Source organism: Nonomuraea sp. bgisy101 (assembly GCF_057708945.1).
In genome coordinates this window covers 96234-116086 of sequence record NZ_JBYITD010000025.1, presented here as the reverse complement: position 1 = coordinate 116086, position 19853 = coordinate 96234, and the positions used below count along the sequence as shown (strand labels likewise).

Sequence of the window (19853 nt, the reverse complement as noted above, 5' to 3'; positions counted from 1 at the left end):
CACCGACCGGCGGGCCGTACGGGATGGCTACTCGGCCGCGGCGAGCTGGCCGCAGGCGCCGTCGATCTCGCGCCCGCGGGTGTCGCGAACGGTCACCGGCACCCCGTGGAACTCCAGGCGGCGCACGAACGCCCGCTCGTCCTCAGGACGCGAGGCCGTCCACTTCGATCCAGGAGTCGGGTTGAGCGGGATCAGGTTGACGTGCACCAGCTTGTGCTTCACCAGCTTGCCGAGCAGGTCGGCCCGCCACTCCTGGTCGTTGATGTCCTTGATCAGTGCGTACTCGATCGACACCCGCCGCTTGGTCTTGGCCGCGTACGCCCAGGCCGCGTCGAGCACCTCGTGCACCTTCCACCTGGTGTTGATCGGCACCAGGCTGTCGCGCAGTTCGTCGTCGGGCGCGTGCAGCGACAGCGCGAGCGTGACGGGCAGCCCCTCGTCGGCGAGCTTGTTGATCGCGGGCACGAGGCCGACCGTGGAGACGGTGATGCCGCGCGCGGAGATGCCGAGCCCGTCGGGCGCGGGGTCGACCAGGCGGCGCACCGCGCCGATCACGGCCTTGTAGTTGGCCAGCGGCTCGCCCATGCCCATGAAGACCACGTTGTTGACCCGGCCGGGCCCGCCGGGGACCTCGTTCGCGGCCAGCGCCCTCGCCCCCGAGACGACCTGCTCGACGATCTCGGCCGTGGACATGTTGCGGGTCAGCCCCGCCTGCCCCGTGGCGCAGAACGGGCAGTTCATGCCGCAGCCCGCCTGCGAGGACACGCACATCGTGACCCTGTCCGGGTAGCGCATCAGCACCGACTCGACCAGCGCGCCGTCGAACAGCCGCCACAGCGTCTTGCGGGTGGTGCCCGCGTCGGTGGTCAGCTCGCGCACGGAGGTCAGCAGCGGTGGCAGCAGCACCGACAGCTTCTCGCGCGCGGCGGCCGAAAGGTCGGTCATCTCCGCGACGTCGGTGGTGAGGTGCGAGAAGTAGTGGCGCGAGAGCTGGTCGGCGCGGAAGGGCTTCTCGCCGAGCTCGGCGACTGCCGCGCGGCGCTCGGGCATCGTCAGGTCCGCCAGATGTCTCGCGGGCTTGGCCCGGCGCGGTGCCGCGAACTGCAGCAACGGGCGCTCGGTCTTCTCGGCGGTCATGAGCCCTCTCTTTGATCTAAAGTCCAGATGTGGCGATATACCGATCGTCTGGCGAGGGGCAAACCGAGGTCGTCCTCACCGATGGGAACCCTTATGGGAGCCGCACTCTGGTGGTCGAACGCGACGAAGCCGCGTCGGTAGCTTACCTGTGCTCCCCTGGCGGCGAGGTGCACGGAGCCGTCTGGCTGGCCAACCACGCACCCGCTCCCGAGGTCGTCGATCTGGCGAGACTGAACGCGGGCGCGCCGCCTGTCATGCCACGGCCGAACACCCGCCATCCCGAGGGACGGCACGCGCTCGGCCAGTTGACCACGTTGTGGTTCGAGGAGGGCGACGGTGTCGCCCTCTATGAGAACGACGAGCTTCTCGCGGTCATTCCTGGCTGGGCGGACATGAGCAGGGGCATGCCGGGCTACGCGCGCGACGCCGTCGGCGAGACGCCGTTCGCCTGGGCGCTGTCCGAGGCGCTCGAAGGGCTGCAGCCGCGCCTCACCCATGCCCGTGCCTACTGGCAGTGGCGCCACAGCGAGGGCTCGTGGGCGTCCTTCCAGCAGTTCGTCATGGGGCATCTCGACCGGACGGTCGGGCCTTCGGGGCGATACTGGGACGCCAGCGGCGAACGCCTCCCGACGGTGGGGATCACCGAGCGCCCGCCGTACGCGGGCAGGGACTTCACCGTGCTGTCGACGGTCGGCATGAGCTGCCAGCGCATGCCCACGGTCGAGCAGTGGATCGACAGGCCCCGCGCCTACGCCAGGATCGAGCTGGCCGTCGCCACGCACGGCGATCCGCGCGAGGCGGCGCTCCTGCTGGTGTGGCTGGCGCAGTACCCGTGGCACTCGGTGACGTGGCTGGGTCACGGGCACACCGCCAAGTGGTACCACGAGCCGTCGACGTTCCCGCTCGGCGCCCAGTACGACGGGGTGATCATGCTGGCCGAAGCCCCTCACATGCCTGACTTATCGGGGTTCGGGTTCGGCGGCGAGGCCGTCCGCTGGCTCTGGCTGGAAGCCTGGAACAATGCCTGACCGCTCCCCGCCCCTGTGACGCGGCTAGAAGAACAGCGACAACAGCAGCCACACCGGGATCAGCGTCGCCACCAGGGAGTCGAGCCGGTCCATCAGCCCGCCATGACCCGGCAGCACCGACCCCATGTCCTTGATGCCGAGATCCCGCTTGATCATCGACTCGATCAGGTCGCCCAGCGTCGCCATGACGGCTCCCAGCACGCCGATCAGCGCGCCCTGCCACAGCTGGCCGCCCATCAGCCAGGCCACCAGCCAGGCGCCCACGGCCGTGCAGGCGATCACCGACCCGGCGAAGCCCTCCCAGGTCTTCTTCGGGCTGATGATCGACATCTTGTGCCTGCCGAACAGGACCCCGGCGAAGTAGCCGCCGATGTCGCTGCTGACCGTGACCGCGATGAAGATCAGCACCCGGTAGTGGCCGTCGCCCGGCTCGGCGAGCAGCAGTGCCACGAACCCCGCCAGCAGCGGCGGGTAGGCCAGCGCGAACACCGACGCCGTGGCGTCACGGACGTAGCCGTCCTGTTCGCCGTCGAACATGCGCCACAGCAGCAGCGCGAACACGAACACGACGTAGATGCCGAGCAGCCACGAGGCCCCGCCCCAGTACGCGCCCGCCTGCATCGCGGCAGTCGCCACGAGCACGGGGATCAGCGGGACCCTGATGCCGCGGGTGCCCAGCGCATGGACGACCTCCGCCACTCCCACCCCCACGGCCCCCGCGACCACCAGGAGGAAGATCTCCTTGATCGTCAGCAGGGAGATGAGGACCAGGGCGCCCAGACCGGCGCCGACCGCGATCGCGGCCGGCAGGTTCCTGCCGGTACGGCTGCCCGGCGTGCGTTCTTCCACTGACTCTCCCACTCGGCGGTCAGACCGCGCCGAGCCGTCTGATGCGCACGCTTCGCTTGATACAGCCACGGCCCCCGCATCACGCGAGGGCCGTGCGGATGCGACCGCTCAGACCTCGAGCAGCTCCGCTTCCTTCTGCTTGAGCAGCTCGTCGATCTTGGCGACGTGCTTCTGGGTCAGGTCGTCGAGCTCCTTCTCCGCGCGGCGGACCTCGTCCTCGCCGGCGTCGCCATCCTTGATCATCTTGTCAAGGGTCTCCTTGGCGGAGCGGCGGATGTTGCGGATGGAGACCTTGGCGTGCTCGCCCTTGTTACGCGCGACCTTGACGTACTCCTTGCGGCGCTCCTCCGACAGCTCGGGGAAGGCCACCCTGATCACCTGGCCGTCGTTGCTGGGGTTGACACCGAGGTCGGAGTCGCGAATCGCCTTCTCGATCGCCCCCATCGAGCCCTTGTCGTAGGGCTGGATGATGACCATGCGGGCCTCGGGAACATGGAACGAGGCCAGCTGCTGGATCGGGGTCGGCGAACCGTAGTACTCGGCGTTGATCTTGTTGAACATCGACGGGGTGACGCGGCCGGTCCTGATGCCCGCGAAGTCCTCCTTCGCGACCGAAACGGCCTTGTCCATCTTTTCCTCGGCTTCGAGGAGGGTTTCGTCGATCACAGCGGCTCCCTGTCTATTGGTCGCTCACCTTCCTGGCTCGCTCCGCGGTCCCATCAGTCTGCGCCAGGTACCGCTTCGCGCGCTTCGTCAGGCTCGCTCCCTATTTCCCTGCCGGACTCACCAGCGTGCCGATCTTCTCACCGCGCACCGCGCGCAGGATGTTGCCTTCGCCCATCAGGTCGAAGACCACGATGGGCAGGTCGTTCTCCTTGCACAGGCTGATCGCGGTCTGGTCCATGACGGCGAGGTCACGTACGAGAACCTCCGCGTAGTCGAGGTGGTCGAAACGGACCGCGTCGGGGTTCTTGCGCGGGTCGGAGTCGTAGACCCCGTCCACCTGAGTGCCCTTGAGCAGCGCCTCCGCGCCGACCTCCAGCGCGCGCTGGGCGGCGCAGGTGTCGGTGGAGAAGTAGGGGATGCCGAGCCCCGCGCCGAAGATGACCACGCGCCCCTTCTCGAGGTGCCTGATGGCGCGGCGCGGCAGGAACGGCTCGGCCACCTGCTGCATGGTGATCGCGGTCTGGACACGGGTCTCGATGCCGCGCTTCTCAAGGAAGTCCTGGAGCGCCAGGCAGTTGATGACCGTGCCCAGCATGCCCATGTAGTCGCCTCTGCCGCGGTCGAGGCCGCCGGCGGACAGGGCGGCGCCGCGGAACATGTTGCCGCCGCCGACCACGACCGCCACCTGCACGCCCTCGCGGACGGCCTCGGCGATCGAGTCGGCCACGTGACCGACCACCTCCGGGTCGATGCCCATCGGCTCACCGCCGGCGAAAGCCTCACCGGACAGCTTCAACATGACTCTCTTGTACGACGAAGCCGCCGGCGTGACGGGCTCCTGATTCTCCTGCACGGCGGCGGCCTCCTCGGGTGGTGGTTCTAGTAAAGCTGTCGTCGAGATGGGAGACGACCCCGCCTCCCACCTCGAGACTAAGCCTGGCCGACCTTGTAACGGACGAAGGCGAGGACCTCGACGCCGTTCTCGTCGGCGTACTTGGCGATCGACTTCTTGTTGTCCTTCACGAAGGCCTGCTGCAGCAGGGTGAAGTCCTTGTACCAGCCGTTGACGCGACCCTCGACGATCTTGGCGATCGCGGCCTCGGGCTTGCCCTCCTCGCGGGTCATCTCCTCGAAGAGCGCGCGCTCCTTCTCGATGACGTCGGCGGGAACGGCCTCGGCGTTGAGGTACTTCGGCGCCATGGCGGCGGCGTGCTGCGCGATGTCCTTGGCGACCTCGGCGTTGGGCTTGTCGAGCTGCACGAGCACACCGACGGCCGGCGGGAGCTGCGGGTCGGTCTTGTGCATGTAGGCGCCGACGTAGCCGCCCTCGAGCACGGCGAAACGGCGGATCTCGATCTTCTCGCCCAGCGCGGCGTTGGCCTCGTCGAGGTGCTCCTTGACGGACTTGCCGTCGAAGGTGGAGGCGAGCAGGGTGTCGACGTCACCGGGCTTGGTGGCCAGGATGTGCTCGACGACCTGGGCGGCCAGCTCCTGGAAGCGCTCACCCTTGGCGACGAAGTCGGTCTCGCAGTTGAGCTCGAGCAGCGCGGCGGCGGAGTCGCCGTCCTGCTTGAGCGCGACCAGGCCGTTGGAGGCGGTGCGAGCCTCGCGCTTGCCGACGTCCTTGGCGCCCTTGAGGCGCAGGATCTCGACGGCGCGGTCGAAGTCGCCCTCGGACTCCTCCAGCGCCTTCTTGCAGTCCATCATGCCGGCGGCGGTCAGCTCGCGAAGCCGCTTGACGTCGGCCATGTTCACGGAAGCCATGTGCTTTTCCTCGTGGGATGTCGTCGTGGATCGGGTGTGGACCCGGAAAGCCTCAGTGCCGGTGCGACCACCGGCGTGAGGTACGGCTCGCGCGCCCGGCGCGAGCCGTACCAGCGCAAGCCCCTAGGCCTGCTCGGTCTCGCCCTCGACACCGGCCTGCGCCTCGGCGGGAGCGGCCTCGGCCTCGGCCGCGACCTCGGCCTCGGCGGCGACCTCGGCGGTCTCCTCGACGGCGACCTCAGCGACCTCGGCGGCCTCCTCGACCTTCTGCTCGCCGGCGCCCTGCTCGATGAGCTCGCGCTCCCACTCGGCCAGCGGCTCGGCGGCGGCGGGCTTCTCGTCGCCGCGGGCGGCGCCGGAGCGGGCCATGAGGCCGGCGGCGACACCGTCGGCGACGACCCTGGTCAGCAGGCCGACGGCGCGGATGGCGTCGTCGTTGCCGGGGATCGGGTAGTCGACCTCGTCAGGGTCGCAGTTGGTGTCGAGGATCGCGACGACCGGGATGCCGAGCTTCTTGGCCTCGGAGATCGCGATGTGCTCCTTCTTGGTGTCGACGATCCACACCGCGCTGGGCACGCGGCCCATGTCGCGGATGCCGCCGAGCGTGCGCTCGAGCTTCTCCTTCTCGCGGCGGCGCATGAGGAGCTCCTTCTTGGTGAGCCCCGAGGCGGCCACGTTGTCGAAGTCGAGCTCCTCGAGCTCCTTCAGACGCTGGAGCCTCTTGTGCACGGTGGAGAAGTTGGTGAGCATGCCACCCAGCCAGCGCTGGTTGACATACGGCATGCCGACGCGGCCGGCCTGCTCGGCGATGGCCTCCTGAGCCTGCTTCTTCGTGCCGATGAACAGGATCGTGCCGCCGTGGGCGACCGTCTCCTTGACGAAGTCGTAAGCGCGGTCGATGAACGACAGCGACTTCTGCAGGTCGATGATGTAGATGCCGTTGCGCTCGGTGAAGATGAAGCGCTTCATCTTCGGGTTCCACCTGCGGGTCTGGTGGCCGAAGTGAACGCCGCTCTCGAGGAGCTGTCGCATGGTGACGACGGGGGCCATGTGCTGGTCCTCCAGTTTCTCGGTTGTGCGCGGCAGCCGTACGGCCTGCCGCCCTGATGCCCCGCACCCGCTCCTGCCGGACTCTCGCCCGGACCGAAGGAACGGTTCGCGACGGGGCATGCGAAGTCGGCCTGTCGCTGACAGGCCACCGAAAAGCATACCTTGCAGGGAGGCCCGGCCTGACCGCTCCGGCTGACGGCGCACGTCAACCCGCCTCGCGATTCTCCGCCTGCGGGCCCGTCACAGGGCGATCCTCCGCCGACGCGCCCGGGGCATCACGATCCTCCACCGACACACCGGTCGCGCCCGACACGCCGCGCTCCTTTGCCCGCACGCCCAGCGCATCGCGGCCCCCGCCGGCACATGGGGCGCACCGCGACCCCCGGCGGCACATGGGCGCACCGCGGCCCTCATGGCATGTCGGGCGCCGCGGCCTCCCGCGGGAAACACGCATCGCGGCCCCGCCGGCACGTGGGGCGCACCATGGCCCCCACGGCATGTCGGGCGCCGTGGCCTCCCGCGGGAAACGTCGGGCGCGCCGCGATCAGCCGCCGGCGCACCGGACGCGCCGCGATCACCCGCCGGTGCACCAGGCGCGCCGCGATCACCCGCCAGTCGCGTCGCGATCCGCCGCCGGCGCACCGGGCGCGCCGCGATCACCCGCCGGCGCACCAGGCGCGTCGCGGTCCTCCGGCCGAGCCCCCGGTGCGGCGTGATCCTCCGCCGCCACACTCGCGGCGTCGTGGTCCTCCGTCGGCAGACCCGGCGTGGATCGGGCGGCCCTGGGGAAGAGCGACAGGTGCATCTCCGCATACCGGGCGGCCTCCGGCGCGTCGGTCCTGCTCGAGGTGGAGTAGGGGCGCACGAGCTCCTCGATCCGCTCGCGTAGTTCCTTCAGCTCCGCCGCGGTGATCATCAGGTGCGCGCGGCCGAAGGACATCGCGTCGCGCCACTCCTCCGACTCGCTGGGCGCCGCCTCCAGCGCCCGCCTGGCCTCGCTGTCCTTGTCCGCCCAGATCGAGTCGACGAGCAGCCGCTTGGCCTCGCGGATGCCGTGCCCGTCGTCGTTCTCGTAGCCGAAGGTGATGCCGCCCGGTGCGATGGCCCACATCCGCTCCCTGGCGTCGCCACTGGCCGGGGCGTCCTGGACGAAGCCGTACTTCTCCAGCATGCGCAGGTGGTAGCTGGCCGCGCTCGGTGAGACGCCGACGACCTCGGCGAGCGTGGTCGCGGTCGCCGTCCTGCGCATGATCAGTTCGTTGAGCATCGACAGGCGGGCCGGATGCGCGAGCGCGCGCATCGCCTTGGGGTCGCTCAGCGGCGGGCGCCGTTCCTCCTGCATCACGTGACGAACATACCTGAAGGGTTGCCTTCACAAATCTGAAGGATTACTTTCACAGTTGTGAAGCAAACCCTTCAGGACTCCCTTCCGCTCCGCAGGCAGCGCGACTACCGTCTGCTGTGGTCGGCCAGGACGATCTCCATCACCGGCTCGGAGGTCTCCAGGCTGGCCGTCCCCCTCACCGCGGTCACGCTTCTCGCCGCCACGCCGGCGCAGATGGGCGTTCTGACCGCGATGGCCTCCGTGCCCGTGCTGCTGTTCGGCCTGCACGCCGGAGCGCTCGCCGACCGGCTCAGGCGGCACCGCCCGCTGATGATCGCCTGCGAGCTGGTCGCCGCCTGCGCGGCGTTCACGGTGCCCATCGCCTGGTTCGCCGGCGCGCTGACCATGCCGCTGCTGATCGCCGTCGCCCTCGTCATCGGTACGGCGGGCGTGGTGTTCAAGGCGGCCAACTTCCCCCATCTGGCCGTGGTCGTTCCCGCCGAGAAGCGGACCGAGGCGATGGCCGGCTTCCACGCCTCCTACTCGGTCGCCTCCATCGCCGGCCCTGGCCTCGCAGGGTTGCTGGTCCAGGCGCTCACCGCGCCGCTGGCCGTACTGGTGGAAGGGGCGTCGTTCCTGGCCTCCGCGCTGATGCTGCGCTCCATCCGCACCCCCGAGCACCACGAGCCGAGCGCGTCACGCGGCATGTGGCGGGATGTCCTCGAGGGGCTGCGCGTCAGCGTCACAAACCCCGTGCTGCGCGCCATCCTCGGCGCGGGCATCACGCTGAACTTCTTCGCCATGGCCTACATCGCCATCGCCATCCTCTACATGCTCCACGTCCTGGGGATCCCGCAGGGCATGATCGGCGCGCTCACCGCGATCTCCGGCGTCGGCGGACTGATCGGCGCGTGGGCGGCCACCAGGCTCGCCAAGCGCTTCGGCGAGGACAGGCTCATGGCCTACACGATCCTGCTCTTCCCCGTCGACATGCTGGTGGTCGGACTGGTCAGCGGCCCGCTCTGGGTCAAGGTCCCCATCATGGCCGCGTCGGGGCTGCTCATCGGGGCGCTCGTCACCTCCTTCGCCACCTGCATGAACGTCGTCTGCATGCGCGAGGCGCCCGCCGAGATGATGGGACGCGTCAACGCCACCATGACCTTCGCCATCCAGGGGGTGCTCGCCCTCGGCAGCCTCACGGGCGGCCTGCTCGCCGAGGTGGTCGGCCTGCGGGCGGTCATCCTCATCTGCGCCTGCGGGATCGCCCTCGCGGGCCTGTGGATCTGGACCTCCCCGATGCGCCCACGCCGTGTCAGGCCCGCACCCGCACCTGCACCCGATCCCGCGCTGAGCGCGGCGATGAGGGAGCTCTCACTGACCAAGATCAGGACGGGTACGTGAGCCACTCGGGGGCGTGCTCGCCCTGGCGCGGCGGCGCCGTCCTCCAACCGGGCCGCCGCCCTCCGACCCGTCCGGGCGGCAACACGTACCCGAGCCTGCCGAAGGCGCTGTCCATCTCCCCCATGAGGCCCGAGACATCGACCCCCTTCGCGCTCTCCCCGCTCGGCTTCGGCTCCTCCGCGACCTGCGCGGGCTCCCCGATCGGCGGCACCGTCCCGACCCGGCGCTCATCCCCCAACCGCGCCTTCGCGGTCGGCTCCAGCTCACCGGCCGTCCCGGCCTCGCCCCGCTCGCCTCCCTGCCTCGCCCTCCCGGCCTGTCCTGAGCCCCCGCCGCTCACCGGCACCGCCCCAGCCTCACCCCGCTCCACCTCCGGCCTCGTCGTCCCGGTCTGGCTCAGCTCGGCGAGCCACTGGGCGGTCCTGGCCAGGCTCAGCTCCACCCGCCACGACCCGCCCTCCTCCTGTCGCCGGAGCAGCGCCGCCATCGCCCCGAACGCGGCCAGATACCCGGTCGCGTGGTCGAGCACCTGCGCGGGCAGCGGTCTCGGCGGATCACCCCACGCGAGGCCCGTCGCCATCTGCACCAGGCTGTCGAACCCCCGCCCTCCGGCAGGTCCATACGCGGTGATGTCCACGACGATCAAGCCAGGGCTCCTCCTCGCCACCTCGTCGACGACGCCGAGCGCCCCGGGCCTGACCGCCCTCACCACCACATCGGCCTGCTCGACCAGCCGTGCGAACGCCCCATCGCCCGGGTCGAGATGGCACGACCGCTTGCCGAACGCCGTACTGATCACCAGACCGTCCACCTCGGGCAGCCCCGGCATGCCCACCTTGAGCACATCCGCCCCGTAGGCCGCCAGCGTCCTGGTCGCCACAGGCCCCGCGATCACCCTGGTGAGGTCGAGGACCCTCGGCGTCTCCCTCCGTCGAGCCGGCCCCTCCCCCACTCTCCTCATCCGCACCAGCGGCAGCCCCGCGACCGCCCGCGACCGGGGATCGCGCCGCCACTCCTCCGGCGTCTTCAACGCCGCCGCGCACCCTCCGGCCTCCGTCACAGCCCTTTCGATCTCCAAAGAGGTACGGCTCGCGCACGCCGCGCCGATCTCCTCCGTGCCGAGCGCCTCGAACACGGCATCGCGGTGATGATCGAAGTTGCAGTGCAGCCTGACCCAGCCGTCCGCCGTACGGTAGTCACCCGAGAACGGCGACCACAGATTCTTCGACTTCCCGTCGATCGTGAAGAGCCGCTCGTCCAGGAACGCGGCCAGCGCCTCCCGGACATCGATCTCGGCGTCCAGACCCCGCATGGCCGCCGCCGCGGCCGTCGCCGCTCCCACGGACACGGCGGCGGCCACCTCGACCGGGTACGGCGACGGCAGCCGCGAGCCGTCATCGGTGACCCGCACCCGAGGCAGCTCCACACCCGCCTGCAGCCCCAGGTCCCGAACCATCCCCTCGGCAAACGCCTCGATCACCGGATCACCTCCTGCGCCATCGTCGACCTCCCTCAGCCCACCACCGAGGCTCCCTTCCACCGCCCACCACCGAGGCTCCCCGTTCACAGCGCACCGCTGAGGCTCCCCCTCCACAGCCCACTACTGAGGCTCCCCCTCCACGCCCTCGGCTGAGGCTTCCAGCCAACGCCCGCTGCCACGGCTTCCTTCCACGCCCCACCCAAAGGCCAATCCCGGACCCTGCGTCCACCTCCCTCCCGGCCCCTCCACCCACGACCACCACCCAAGCACCAGCCCTGGCCCGCACTGCCTTTCCACAGCCCAACCGCTGAGACTTCCGCTTCGTCCACAGAACCGTGTTCACCACCCCGTGCGACCCGTCCCGCCGACGACAGTTGCCCGCGTGCTTCTCCTCCCGCCGCACACGGCCACCGACCCCGCCGAACGCCAAGCACCACGTCCACCATCGCGGCACCGCAACGTCCTCATGGCGACCCTGACGCTCATCGTTTTGCTCGTGCCGCCTTCACCCGCGGCCACCGCCTTGCCCCCGCTCCCTTCACCCGTGGCCGCCGTCTTGCCCCCAGCTCCTACGCCCACGTCCACCACCTCCCTCCCAGCGCCTCCGCCCACGTCCAACGCCCAAAACCCGACCCCGAACCCTGCGCCCACCTCCCTCCCGGCCCCTCCACCCACGACCACCACCCAAGCACCAGCCCTGGCCCGCACGGCCTCTGTACCATCCGTGCCGGTCTCGCTGGTGGCCACCGCCTTGTCTCCCGCACTCCCACCTGCGTCCACCCCTCTGGCGCCGATGCCCACCATCGCCCAGTCCTCGAGCCGCCCGCTCCCCCACACTGCTTCGCTCGCGTCACCCGCGCCCGAAACCCCCGACCCACCCGCCTGGCGTTGGCCCCTCGACGGACAGCCCGTGATCATCCGCCGCTTCAACCCTCCGCCTGAGCCGTGGCGCGCCGGTCACCGCGGCATCGACCTCGCCGCCCTCCCTGGCTCAACGGTCTTCGCCGCAGGCCCCGGCACCGTCACCTACGCAGGCCCCCTGGCAGGCCGCGGCGTGGTCAGCATCCAGCATCCGGGCGGCCTCCGAACGACCTACCTGCCTGTGCGTGCCGTAGTGCGACGCGGCCAGACGATCTCCATGGGCGACGAACTCGGCGTACTCGAATCCACCTCATGGCACTGCATCGCGTCCTGCCTTCACTGGGGCCTCCGCCGCGGCTTCCGCTACCTGGACCCGCTGCTCCTGCTCGGCTGGGGGCCCATCCGTCTCCTCCCCCACTGGCCGGAGACACCAGCGATGCCCCCACCCCAAGAGCCGCGAGCGATCCTGCCTCCCCCATGACTCCAACCACGCCGACCACCAAGCCATCGCCCAACGGGCCACATCCCCGGGCCATGCCACCTCTTCAGCGGACTCCCCAGGCCACCACGCGCCCCGTCAGGTGACCCGCCGCAGGTCCAGGCGAATCTTCCCCAGAAGACCAGTCCACTCGGCCCTGGCCGCTGCCCCGGTGGGCCAGGCTCAGGCGCGAGGATGAGCCTGCCGGTAAGCCAGGCGTCAGGCGCGGAGATGAGCCTGCCAGTAGGCCAGGCGCGTCACGCGCGAGGATGAGCCTGCCGGTAGGCCGCCCGCAGCCGCTCGATCGACACATGCGTGTAGATCTGGGTTGTGTTCAACGATGCATGCCCCAGCATCTCCTGAACACTGCGCAGATCAGCCCCACCCTCCAGCAGGTGCGTCGCCGCGGTATGCCGCAAGCCGTGCGGCCCCATGTCCGGCACCCCTTCGACGTTTCCCAGCCGCGCGTGCACGATCCGCCGTACTGTCCCCGCGTCCAGCCGCCCACCCCTCACGCCGAGGAACAGCGCAGGCCCGGTCCCCTCCTTGATCCAGCGTGGCCGCCCGTGCACACACCATCGATCGACCGCCCGCAGCGCGGGCAACCCGAACGGCACCGACCTTTCCTTCCGGCCCTTGCCCAACACGCGGATCACGTTGCGGTCCCTGTCGACGTCGTCAACGTCCAGCGCGCACAACTCGCTCACCCTGACGCCGGTCGCGTAGAGCAGCTCCATGACCGCCTGGTCCCGCAACTCCTTGGGTTCGCTCGCCTGCGGCGCGTCGAGCACCGCCTGCGCCTGCTGCTGATCGAGTACGGCAGGCAGCGGGCGCGCCGCCTTCGCGCTGCCCAGAAGCAGACCTGGGTCCTCGGGCAGCCACCCCCGCCGATGAACGAAGGCGGTGAAGGTCCGCATGCATGCCGTACGCCGCGCCAGAGTCGCCCGCGACAACCCTGCGGCGTGCTGCTCGGCCAGCCACTCACGCAACGCCGCCGTATCCAGTCCGGCCAGCCCCTCGTCCAGGTGAGCGAGCAGGGCGGTGACGTCGGACAGGTAGGCGCGCACGGTGTGAGGCGACAGGTCCCGCTCGAACCGCAGATGCTTCTCGAACTCCGCCAGCGCCTCGTCCGGGTCCGTCACGCCGCCCTCCTTCACGTGGACTCTGTGGCGCCCGGGCCCACCCTCCGGGTCGCCCGACTGCCACCCATCATCTCCCTTCACCGGCCAGTCGACGGATAACCAGCGCTCGGACTTTCAGCCATCCATCACCGGACATCGTCCGAAGGGTCCGAGGCCGCGACGGGCTCGCCGGGCTGCACGACCGGAGCGTGAGGCCATCACGTCCAGGTCACCGACTCCGACGGCTCCTTCGAGGAGGCTTCGATCGCGCTGTTCGCCCGGCATCCCCATGTCCGGCGCACGCGCCGTCCGCGCAACCGACTCCGGAGGCCCTGCGGCAGGCTGCAGTCGCGCTTGCCATGCTCCCCCGCCTCCGGCGCTCCCCCACCTCCGGCGCTCCCCCACCTCCGGCGCTCCCTCATCTCCGACACCCGGGCTGCCCTCCGTCGCCGCCTCCGAGAAGCACAACGAGCAAGCGGCGATCGCGCTGCTCTCCAGGCCGCCCATCGGCAGAACTTTGCGCTGTCCACATCACCGACTCCGAGACGCGCTGTGAGCAGGATGCAATCGCCCTGCTCTCCAGGCCGCAGCCCATCCGCGGACTTGCGCTGTCCACGTCACCTACTCCAAGACGGCGCTGTGAGCAGGATGCGATCGCCCTGCTTGCCCCGCTTCCGCGTCTCTGGCATCTGCGTTCAGCAGCGGTAGGGCGTCACCATCGACTCAGCGTCATCGTGATCGACAAGCACCCCGCGCATGACGGCCGTAGGACGCCACCTGGTCGGCTCGCACACCGACGACCTTCCGGCCCCCTCGGGAACGATCATTGCGGCTGGTCCTTGCGGAGTCTCCAGCCCTTGGGGACGCGCTCCACGTACCCGGCTGCCGCCAGGCCGCCCAGGCAACTCAGCGCCGTGGTCAGGTCGACCCCGGCGGACACCGCGATGGAAGCGGGTCCCGCACCACCACGAAGGGGGACGGCGTCGAGGACGCTGCGGGTGGCCTCGTTCAGCGAGTCGCGTGGCACCACGGGCCCGCGTGCGGGCACAGCCATGTCGTCGCCGATCAGCCCGACCAGCTCGATCAGTTCTCCGGGTGTGGTGACGCAGACGGCGCTGCGGTCGCGGATCAGCTTGTGGCAACCCATGGACATCTCGGAGGTGATCGGGCCTGGCACCGCGGCCAGATGCCTCCCGAGGGAGACGGCGTGTCCTGCCGTGTTGAGCGCACCGCTGCGCACCGCCGCCTCGACGACGAGTGTCCCCCTGGACAGAGCCGCGATCAGGCGGTTGCGGATGAGGAAGCGCGCCCGTGTCGGGTGCACACCAGGAGGGCATTCGCTCACCACCGCGCCATGTTCGCGGATCGCCGCGAACAGTTCGTGGTGGCCGCTCGGATAGCAGATGTCGGTACCGCAGGCGAGGACGGCGATGGTCGGGGCGTCGCCGACGAGGGCTCCTCGATGGGCCGCGCCGTCGATTCCGTAGGCGCCGCCCGAGACGACGGTCCATCCGGCCTCGCTCAGCGCGACGCCGAACTCGGCCGCGATATGCACGCCGTACGCGGTGGCGGCCCGCGCACCGACCACGCCCACGGAACGTAGACAGGAGAAGCGCAGGTCGGCTGACCCATGCACCCACAGGGCCAGTGGCCTGCTGTGGCCGAGGCCGTCGAGCTGGGTGGGCCACTCTGCCGAACCCGGGATGACCAGGCGTGCTCCCGCACGATGCCCGGTCTCGAGGTCGGCAGCGGGGTCGGCGATCTCGAGGCGCGCCCGCCAGGCCTGGAACCGGCGATGCAGCTCGGCGACACGGCTCGGGCCGTGCTCTGGGATGTTCTCCCTGGCGACGAACTCCTCAGGTAGCGAGCCCCTGCGGATCGCTTCGGCGGCCGCGGTGGGGCCCTGCCAGCGTACGAGCCGGCCCATCATGGGGTCGCCGACGTCGGCTGCACGCATGAGCGCGGCCCTCGCGAGGCGCTCTTGGCGGTCACCATCCATGGCCGTGAGCTGCGGGTACGTGTGCCGAGGGTTCGACGTCGGGTAGGCGGTGGCTGGCAGCGACGCGTCTTCTGGCTCGTCATCAGGGCGGTGCGGGGTTGGGGATGGATGATCGGCGGGCGGTGGTGTCGTGGGTACGGCAGGCGTCGCCTCGGCATCTCGCGGACGCAGTACCAGCGAGGGGTGGCTCGTAGCGGGTGCGGGTGGCAGTGAGTGGAGCTGGTCGTGGGTGGGGGTGAGTCCGACCGGCCTGTGTTCGGCCAGAGGTGAGGGAACGCCTTGGTCTGTGGCATGGGACGCCGAGCTTGGGAGCTCGCCGCTCTCGTAGGACGGCGGGATCGACGAGATGAAGTGGGTGCCTGGTCGGCGGGAAGCAGGTGGGCAACTCGACGAGTCGAAGCGTGGTGACGGCGGGGCCGGTGACGCCGACTGTGGTGACGCCAAAGCTGGTGATGCCAGGGCTGGTGACGGCGGAGCCGGTGGCGCCGACTGTGGTGATGCCGACACTGATGTCAGGGCTGGTGGCGGCGGTGTCGGTGACACCGGCGGGATCGCTGCGGTCGGTGACGTTGATGGGGTCGGTGAGGGGCCCGAGGGTGGCTCAGTGCTCGAGGGCGTGGAGCTCGACGGCGTGGAGCTCGATGACCCAGGGTTCGATGACGCGGGGCTGAATGCAGCGGTACTCGATGGCGCAGGGCTGGATGGCGCAGGGCTGGATGGCGCAGGGCTGGATGGCGCAGGGCTGGATGGCGTGAGACCGGGTGGCGCAGGGCTGGATGGCGTGAGACCGGGTGGCGTGAGACCGGGTGGCGTGAGGCTCGATGGTGGGCTGGAGGGCGTGGGATGCGCTTCCGTGAGGATGCGTGGGCTTGATGGTGGTGAGGCCATGGATGGTGGGGAGGTCTTCGGTGTTGTCGCCTCCTTGCCTGGCTGGTTGACGGGGGGTGATGGCTCCAGGCCATCCGGGGTCGATGGCGTGGGGCTGTTCATGTTGTCTGCTCCTGTCATGGGTTGGAGGTGGCGTGCTGGTAGTGCTGTGAGGCCGGTGAGCGCGGCTGTCGGCACGGTGAGGTGGGTCGTTCCCGCCCGGGAGTTCGGGGGCCCGACTCCTGTGAAGTCCTCGCGGGGCCAGATGGTCCTTGGGCTGGGGAGGCGAGGCGTCAGGCGGTCAGGCGGTGTCTGGTTGGGGCGCGGTTTCCGCTCCAGGCGGGTGTCAGCCGACGCCCAGCCACATCGCGAGGGCGGCGGACGTCTCTTCCGGGCCTGGGCGGTCTTTGCCGGCGAGGTCGGCGATGGTCCAGGCGACGCGTACGACGCGGTCGAGCCCGCGGGCGCTGAGCGAGCCGGAGTCGAGGCAGGCGGTCATGGGGCGCATGGCCTCGTCGGACGGACGGTAGTCGGCGTGGAGGACCGCTGCGGGGATTTCGGCGTTCGTTCGCCAGGGGGTTGTGGACAGGCGTTTGGTGGCGCGTTCCCGGGCGAGCTTGACGCGTTCGGCGACGATCTTGCTGGTCTCGACGAACTGGCGGTCGGCCATGAGCTCGCGTCGGCTGGAGCGGGCGACTGTGACCTTCATGTCGATGCGGTCGAGCAGGGGACCCGACAGCCTGCCGAGGTAGCGGCGCCGTACGGCAGGCGAGCATCGGCAGGATTCGCCTGAACCGGCCGGTTGGGCGCATGGGCACGGGTTGGCGGCCAATACCAGCATGAACTTCGCGGGGAAGGTGACCGTACCGACCGAGCGGGACACCGTCACCCTGCCCGCCTCCAGCGGCTGGCGTAGCGAATCGAGGACGTGCCTGGGGAACTCGGGAGCCTCGTCGAGAAACAGAGTGCCTCGGTGGGCCAGGGAGACGGCCCCGGGGCGGACCACATTGCTGCCGCCGCCGACGACGGAGGCGATGCTGGCGGTGTGGTGCGGGTTCACGAACGGCGGGCGGTTGATCATCGGGCTGTCGGGAGGCAGGACGCCGGCGATCGAGTGGATCGCGGTGACTTCCAGAGCGTGGTCGATCTCGAGGTCGGGCAGGAGGGTGGGCAGGCGCTCGGCGAGGAGCGTCTTGCCGGTGCCTGGCGGGCCGACCATCCACAGGTTGTGGCCACCGGCCGCGGCCACTTCGAGGGCGCGGCGGCCGAGAGGCTGTCCCACGACATCGGACAGGTCCATGCCGTGGTCTGGGGCGGCGAGGGGCCCGCCCGATGCGCTGCCTGTGGCGTACCTGAAGGGGGTGGTGGTGCTGCCGATCGACAGGTCGGCGCCCGTCAAATGGCCGGTCATTGTGCCGTTGTGGCCTGGTTCGGCGGCGGGGGCGTCGCTCTGGTCGCCGGCCGGTCTGGTGTTCCTGAGCGGAGGTCCGGCAGGCGTGGGGAACGCTGAGGCCGTTCCGTCGGTGGGGGGTTCGTCCTCGGGTGGGGTGTAGCGGGGTGGGGCGTCGCCTCGGCGCAACCACTCCACGAGCTGGCGCAGGTCGGTGATGGGGACCACGGTGACATCCGGGACGAGGGCTGCCTCGGCGGCGTTCGCCGCAGGGACGACGACCGTGGTGCCGCCGCTGCGGACCGCGCCGAGCACCGATGGGAGGACTCCTCGTACGGCTCTGAGCCTGCCGTCGAGGCCCAGCTCGCCGAGGAAGAACGGCTCGGCGACGCGATCAGCCGGTACGGCACCCGCCGCACCCAGGATCGCGATGGCGATGGCGAGGGCGAAGGGCAGGATAGGGCTTACTTAAACGAGCCCAGGGAGAACGAAATGACCGCCACCGCCACCCGCGAGAGCCTCACCGCCCAGATCGCCCAGGCCAAGGACATCGACACCCTCCAGGACCTGATCGAGAAGCTGTGGGCAGCGGCCAGGCAGGACGGCATGGACGACCTGGCGGCGGACCTGTGGGACGCCGAGGAGCTCACCGCCGACGCGGTCGAGTTCGCGATCTCCAACAACGGGGTGACCGACCCCCGCCGGTAGGGCCCTGGCCCCGGGAGACCGGGGCACCCCTTCTCTCCCTAACGCAAGACGGGCGAGCCAGGTGCTGACACACCTGACCCGCCCTTGATCCCCACCAGCCCTACACAGGAGGAGACCCGTGGCTAAGCCTAGGCCCAACCCCCAGCTCGAGTACGTGCTGCCGGACAGCGTGAAGTTGCGCGCCATCGAACACGGCGAGAGAGCCGAACGGGCGTTCGTCGCAACCTGGCAGGCAGAGCAGAAGGCCTACCGGAACGAGGCGGCTAAGAAGAGGCCCGCCGCATGGCTGGTCGAGGACCCATGCCCGGCATGGTGTGTCGGCGGCGAGAACCACGCCAACTCCACGCACCCGGACGACCGCGTGCACTTCAGCTACTCCGCGATCACGCCGCTCGTCACCATGGCGTACGAGGCCGCCGGCCACCCGGACATGTTCATGCCGCCCGAGCTGACGGTCAGCTTGGACCTGGCCTACAGGGAGCGGGACCCGCGCGTCACGATCAGCGCCGATGACGGGGCGACGACGTTCAAGGCGACGCTCGCCGAGGCGGAGAAGGTCGCGCTCGACATCCTGCGCCTGGTCGCCGAGGCGCGCGGCCAGACGTGGCGGCCCGTGGTCACCCCGTTCGACGAGCAGGGCCGCTGCCAGGACACGGCCTGCGGCCACTGCTACGGCCAGAGCGAGGTGCAGGCGTGAAGTTCCCCATGCTGCCGACGTGCGCGCCCTGGTGCCACGAGCTGCACAACCGCCCGGGAAGCCCGTGCCGCCGCAACATCGACGAGGTCAGCGCCATCGCCGGCCACCCCACCGAGGTCGAAGTTAACATCCTCCGCGACGGAGGCAGGGACTTCGTCCAGCTCCTCATCACCGACCACTCCAAGAGCGTGGACCCCGAGCACGTCCACTACGCGGTGCGGCTGTCGCCGGCCGACGCGGGAGTGATCGGCTCGACGTTCGCCGGCCTCGACCTGCGCGGCGTGATCCAGCTCGGGACGATGATGTTCGAGGGGACGAGCTTCCTGTCCAACCAGCCGTGCCGGTTCGACTGGTGCCGTGTCGATCACCAGGACCTCGACTCCAGCCCGGGTCACCACCGCGGCGACGTCGTCGAGCTGACCGGGCTGCGGCTGACCCGCCACCTGGTCGAGCAGGAGGGCACCGAGCCGGACAAGGCTTGGGTGCGGATGCAGTACCAGGTCGAAGGTGTGTGGCTGGTCGAGGACCTGTCACCGCAGGAAGCCCGCGACAGGGCGGAGTTCCTCGAGGCGTGCCACGTCAGCGACGTCGTCGAAGTGTCTGAGGCGTTCCGTTCGGCGGCGGCCGACCTGGGGGTGAACCGATGACCGACCAGGACGTCGCGGCCCTGCTCGACTCCCTGTCATGGGAGGAGCTGCGGAACGCGCTGGCGTGGCTGTCCGGCTACGACGAGGACAAGTTCGCGCGGGCCATCGAGCACGGCAGGGAGGTGTCCCGGTGACCCCCTCCGACTTCGAGCACCTGGACTGTCTGAACGCCCGGTTCGACGACGAGACCACGTTCTCGATCTCCATCGTGCGGCACGCCGAGACGGGCCAGCTGTTCATCGAGGTGCTGCACGGCGAGCACGAAGAGCGCTTCGCTTACGCGCCTCTCGCGCTGCCGGAGGAGGCCGCCCGATGGGACGGCGTATGGGAGGGCATCGCGGACACGTTCGGTTGGAGGGCGGGCTTGTGAGCCGCCGCACACGGTC

At 70.1% G+C, this 19853-nt stretch carries 19 protein-coding genes; 8 read left to right on the top strand and 11 right to left on the bottom strand.

From position 1 onward, the window contains the following. Positions 1 to 27: 27 nt before the first annotated feature. A complete protein-coding gene (gene rlmN, locus AC3EO4_RS37925) occupies positions 28 to 1137 on the bottom strand; it encodes a dual-specificity RNA methyltransferase RlmN (protein WP_379575387.1) in 1110 nt (369 codons plus the stop codon). Between the two features lie 110 nt (positions 1138 to 1247). Between rlmN and AC3EO4_RS37920 the strand changes: the two genes are divergently transcribed. Continuing rightward, positions 1248 to 2165, top strand: coding sequence for a suppressor of fused domain protein (locus AC3EO4_RS37920; protein ID WP_379575386.1), 918 nt, complete (start codon positions 1248 to 1250; stop codon positions 2163 to 2165). Positions 2166 to 2189: 24 nt separating this feature from the next. Here AC3EO4_RS37920 and AC3EO4_RS37915 read toward each other — a convergent pair whose 3' ends face one another. From AC3EO4_RS37915 to AC3EO4_RS37890, 6 genes are all read right to left on the bottom strand, one after another. After that, positions 2190 to 3014 carry a phosphatidate cytidylyltransferase gene (locus tag AC3EO4_RS37915; protein ID WP_379575385.1) on the bottom strand — a complete coding sequence of 275 codons (825 nt, stop codon included), beginning with the start codon at positions 3012 to 3014 and terminating at the stop codon, positions 2190 to 2192. Between the two features lie 108 nt (positions 3015 to 3122). Continuing rightward, positions 3123 to 3680: a ribosome recycling factor gene (gene frr / locus AC3EO4_RS37910; RefSeq protein ID WP_379575384.1), complete on the bottom strand. Its 558-nt coding sequence runs from the start codon at positions 3678 to 3680 to the stop codon at positions 3123 to 3125. Positions 3681 to 3780: 100 nt separating this feature from the next. Beyond that, positions 3781 to 4479: a UMP kinase gene (gene pyrH / locus AC3EO4_RS37905; protein ID WP_358140623.1), complete on the bottom strand. Its 699-nt coding sequence runs from the start codon at positions 4477 to 4479 to the stop codon at positions 3781 to 3783. A 131-nt stretch (positions 4480 to 4610) separates the two neighbouring features. Further along, positions 4611 to 5444, bottom strand: coding sequence for a translation elongation factor Ts (gene tsf / locus AC3EO4_RS37900; RefSeq protein ID WP_379575383.1), 834 nt, complete (start codon positions 5442 to 5444; stop codon positions 4611 to 4613). Positions 5445 to 5567: 123 nt separating this feature from the next. After that, entirely contained in the window at positions 5568 to 6494 is a 927-nt protein-coding gene (rpsB, locus tag AC3EO4_RS37895; protein ID WP_431900251.1) for a 30S ribosomal protein S2, read from the bottom strand. 604 nt (positions 6495 to 7098) lie between these two features. Next, positions 7099 to 7836 (bottom strand): ArsR/SmtB family transcription factor, encoded by a 738-nt coding sequence (locus tag AC3EO4_RS37890; RefSeq protein ID WP_431900295.1) that lies wholly within the window; start codon positions 7834 to 7836, stop codon positions 7099 to 7101. A 60-nt stretch (positions 7837 to 7896) separates the two neighbouring features. On the opposite strand from AC3EO4_RS37890, the gene AC3EO4_RS37885 reads away from it, so the two are divergent. Beyond that, positions 7897 to 9219 carry an MFS transporter gene (locus AC3EO4_RS37885; protein WP_431900249.1) on the top strand — a complete coding sequence of 441 codons (1323 nt, stop codon included), beginning with the start codon at positions 7897 to 7899 and terminating at the stop codon, positions 9217 to 9219. Here the strand turns inward: AC3EO4_RS37885 and AC3EO4_RS37880 are convergent. Then, positions 9203 to 10699, bottom strand: coding sequence for a CoA transferase (locus AC3EO4_RS37880; RefSeq protein WP_431900248.1), 1497 nt, complete (start codon positions 10697 to 10699; stop codon positions 9203 to 9205). The two genes, AC3EO4_RS37885 and AC3EO4_RS37880, sit on opposite strands and share 17 nt — an antisense overlap. Before the next feature lie 910 nt (positions 10700 to 11609). Between AC3EO4_RS37880 and AC3EO4_RS37875 the strand changes: the two genes are divergently transcribed. Continuing rightward, positions 11610 to 12041: a M23 family metallopeptidase gene (locus AC3EO4_RS37875; RefSeq protein WP_379575379.1), complete on the top strand. Its 432-nt coding sequence runs from the start codon at positions 11610 to 11612 to the stop codon at positions 12039 to 12041. A 254-nt stretch (positions 12042 to 12295) separates the two neighbouring features. Here the strand turns inward: AC3EO4_RS37875 and AC3EO4_RS37870 are convergent, their stop codons facing one another. The 3 genes from AC3EO4_RS37870 to AC3EO4_RS37860 form a co-directional block, all read right to left on the bottom strand. Continuing rightward, the gene (locus tag AC3EO4_RS37870; protein WP_379575378.1) at positions 12296 to 13180 is read right to left on the bottom strand and encodes a tyrosine recombinase XerC; all 885 of its coding nucleotides are present in this window, start codon (positions 13178 to 13180) and stop codon (positions 12296 to 12298) included. An 802-nt stretch (positions 13181 to 13982) separates the two neighbouring features. Next, on the bottom strand, positions 13983 to 15116 hold the full coding sequence (gene dprA / locus AC3EO4_RS37865; protein ID WP_431900246.1) for a DNA-processing protein DprA: 1134 nt from the start codon (positions 15114 to 15116) through the stop codon (positions 13983 to 13985). Between the two features lie 1255 nt (positions 15117 to 16371). Beyond that, positions 16372 to 17853: a YifB family Mg chelatase-like AAA ATPase gene (locus AC3EO4_RS37860; RefSeq protein ID WP_431900293.1), complete on the bottom strand. Its 1482-nt coding sequence runs from the start codon at positions 17851 to 17853 to the stop codon at positions 16372 to 16374. 54 nt (positions 17854 to 17907) lie between these two features. Between AC3EO4_RS37860 and AC3EO4_RS37855 the strand changes: the two genes are divergently transcribed. From AC3EO4_RS37855 to AC3EO4_RS37835, 5 genes are all read left to right on the top strand, one after another. Then, positions 17908 to 18123, top strand: a complete 216-nt coding sequence (locus tag AC3EO4_RS37855) for a hypothetical protein (protein WP_431900245.1) — start codon at positions 17908 to 17910, stop codon at positions 18121 to 18123. 118 nt (positions 18124 to 18241) lie between these two features. Then, on the top strand, positions 18242 to 18820 hold the full coding sequence (locus AC3EO4_RS37850; RefSeq protein WP_431900244.1) for a DUF6907 domain-containing protein: 579 nt from the start codon (positions 18242 to 18244) through the stop codon (positions 18818 to 18820). Then, the gene (locus tag AC3EO4_RS37845; protein ID WP_431900242.1) at positions 18817 to 19467 is read left to right on the top strand and encodes a hypothetical protein; all 651 of its coding nucleotides are present in this window, start codon (positions 18817 to 18819) and stop codon (positions 19465 to 19467) included. Before AC3EO4_RS37850 ends, AC3EO4_RS37845 begins: the two co-directional genes overlap by 4 nt. Continuing rightward, positions 19464 to 19601 carry a hypothetical protein gene (locus AC3EO4_RS37840; protein ID WP_431900241.1) on the top strand — a complete coding sequence of 46 codons (138 nt, stop codon included), beginning with the start codon at positions 19464 to 19466 and terminating at the stop codon, positions 19599 to 19601. The genes AC3EO4_RS37845 and AC3EO4_RS37840 overlap by 4 nt, the downstream gene beginning before the upstream one ends. Continuing rightward, on the top strand, positions 19598 to 19837 hold the full coding sequence (locus AC3EO4_RS37835; RefSeq protein WP_431900240.1) for a hypothetical protein: 240 nt from the start codon (positions 19598 to 19600) through the stop codon (positions 19835 to 19837). The genes AC3EO4_RS37840 and AC3EO4_RS37835 overlap by 4 nt, the downstream gene beginning before the upstream one ends. Positions 19838 to 19853 lie beyond the last annotated feature (16 nt).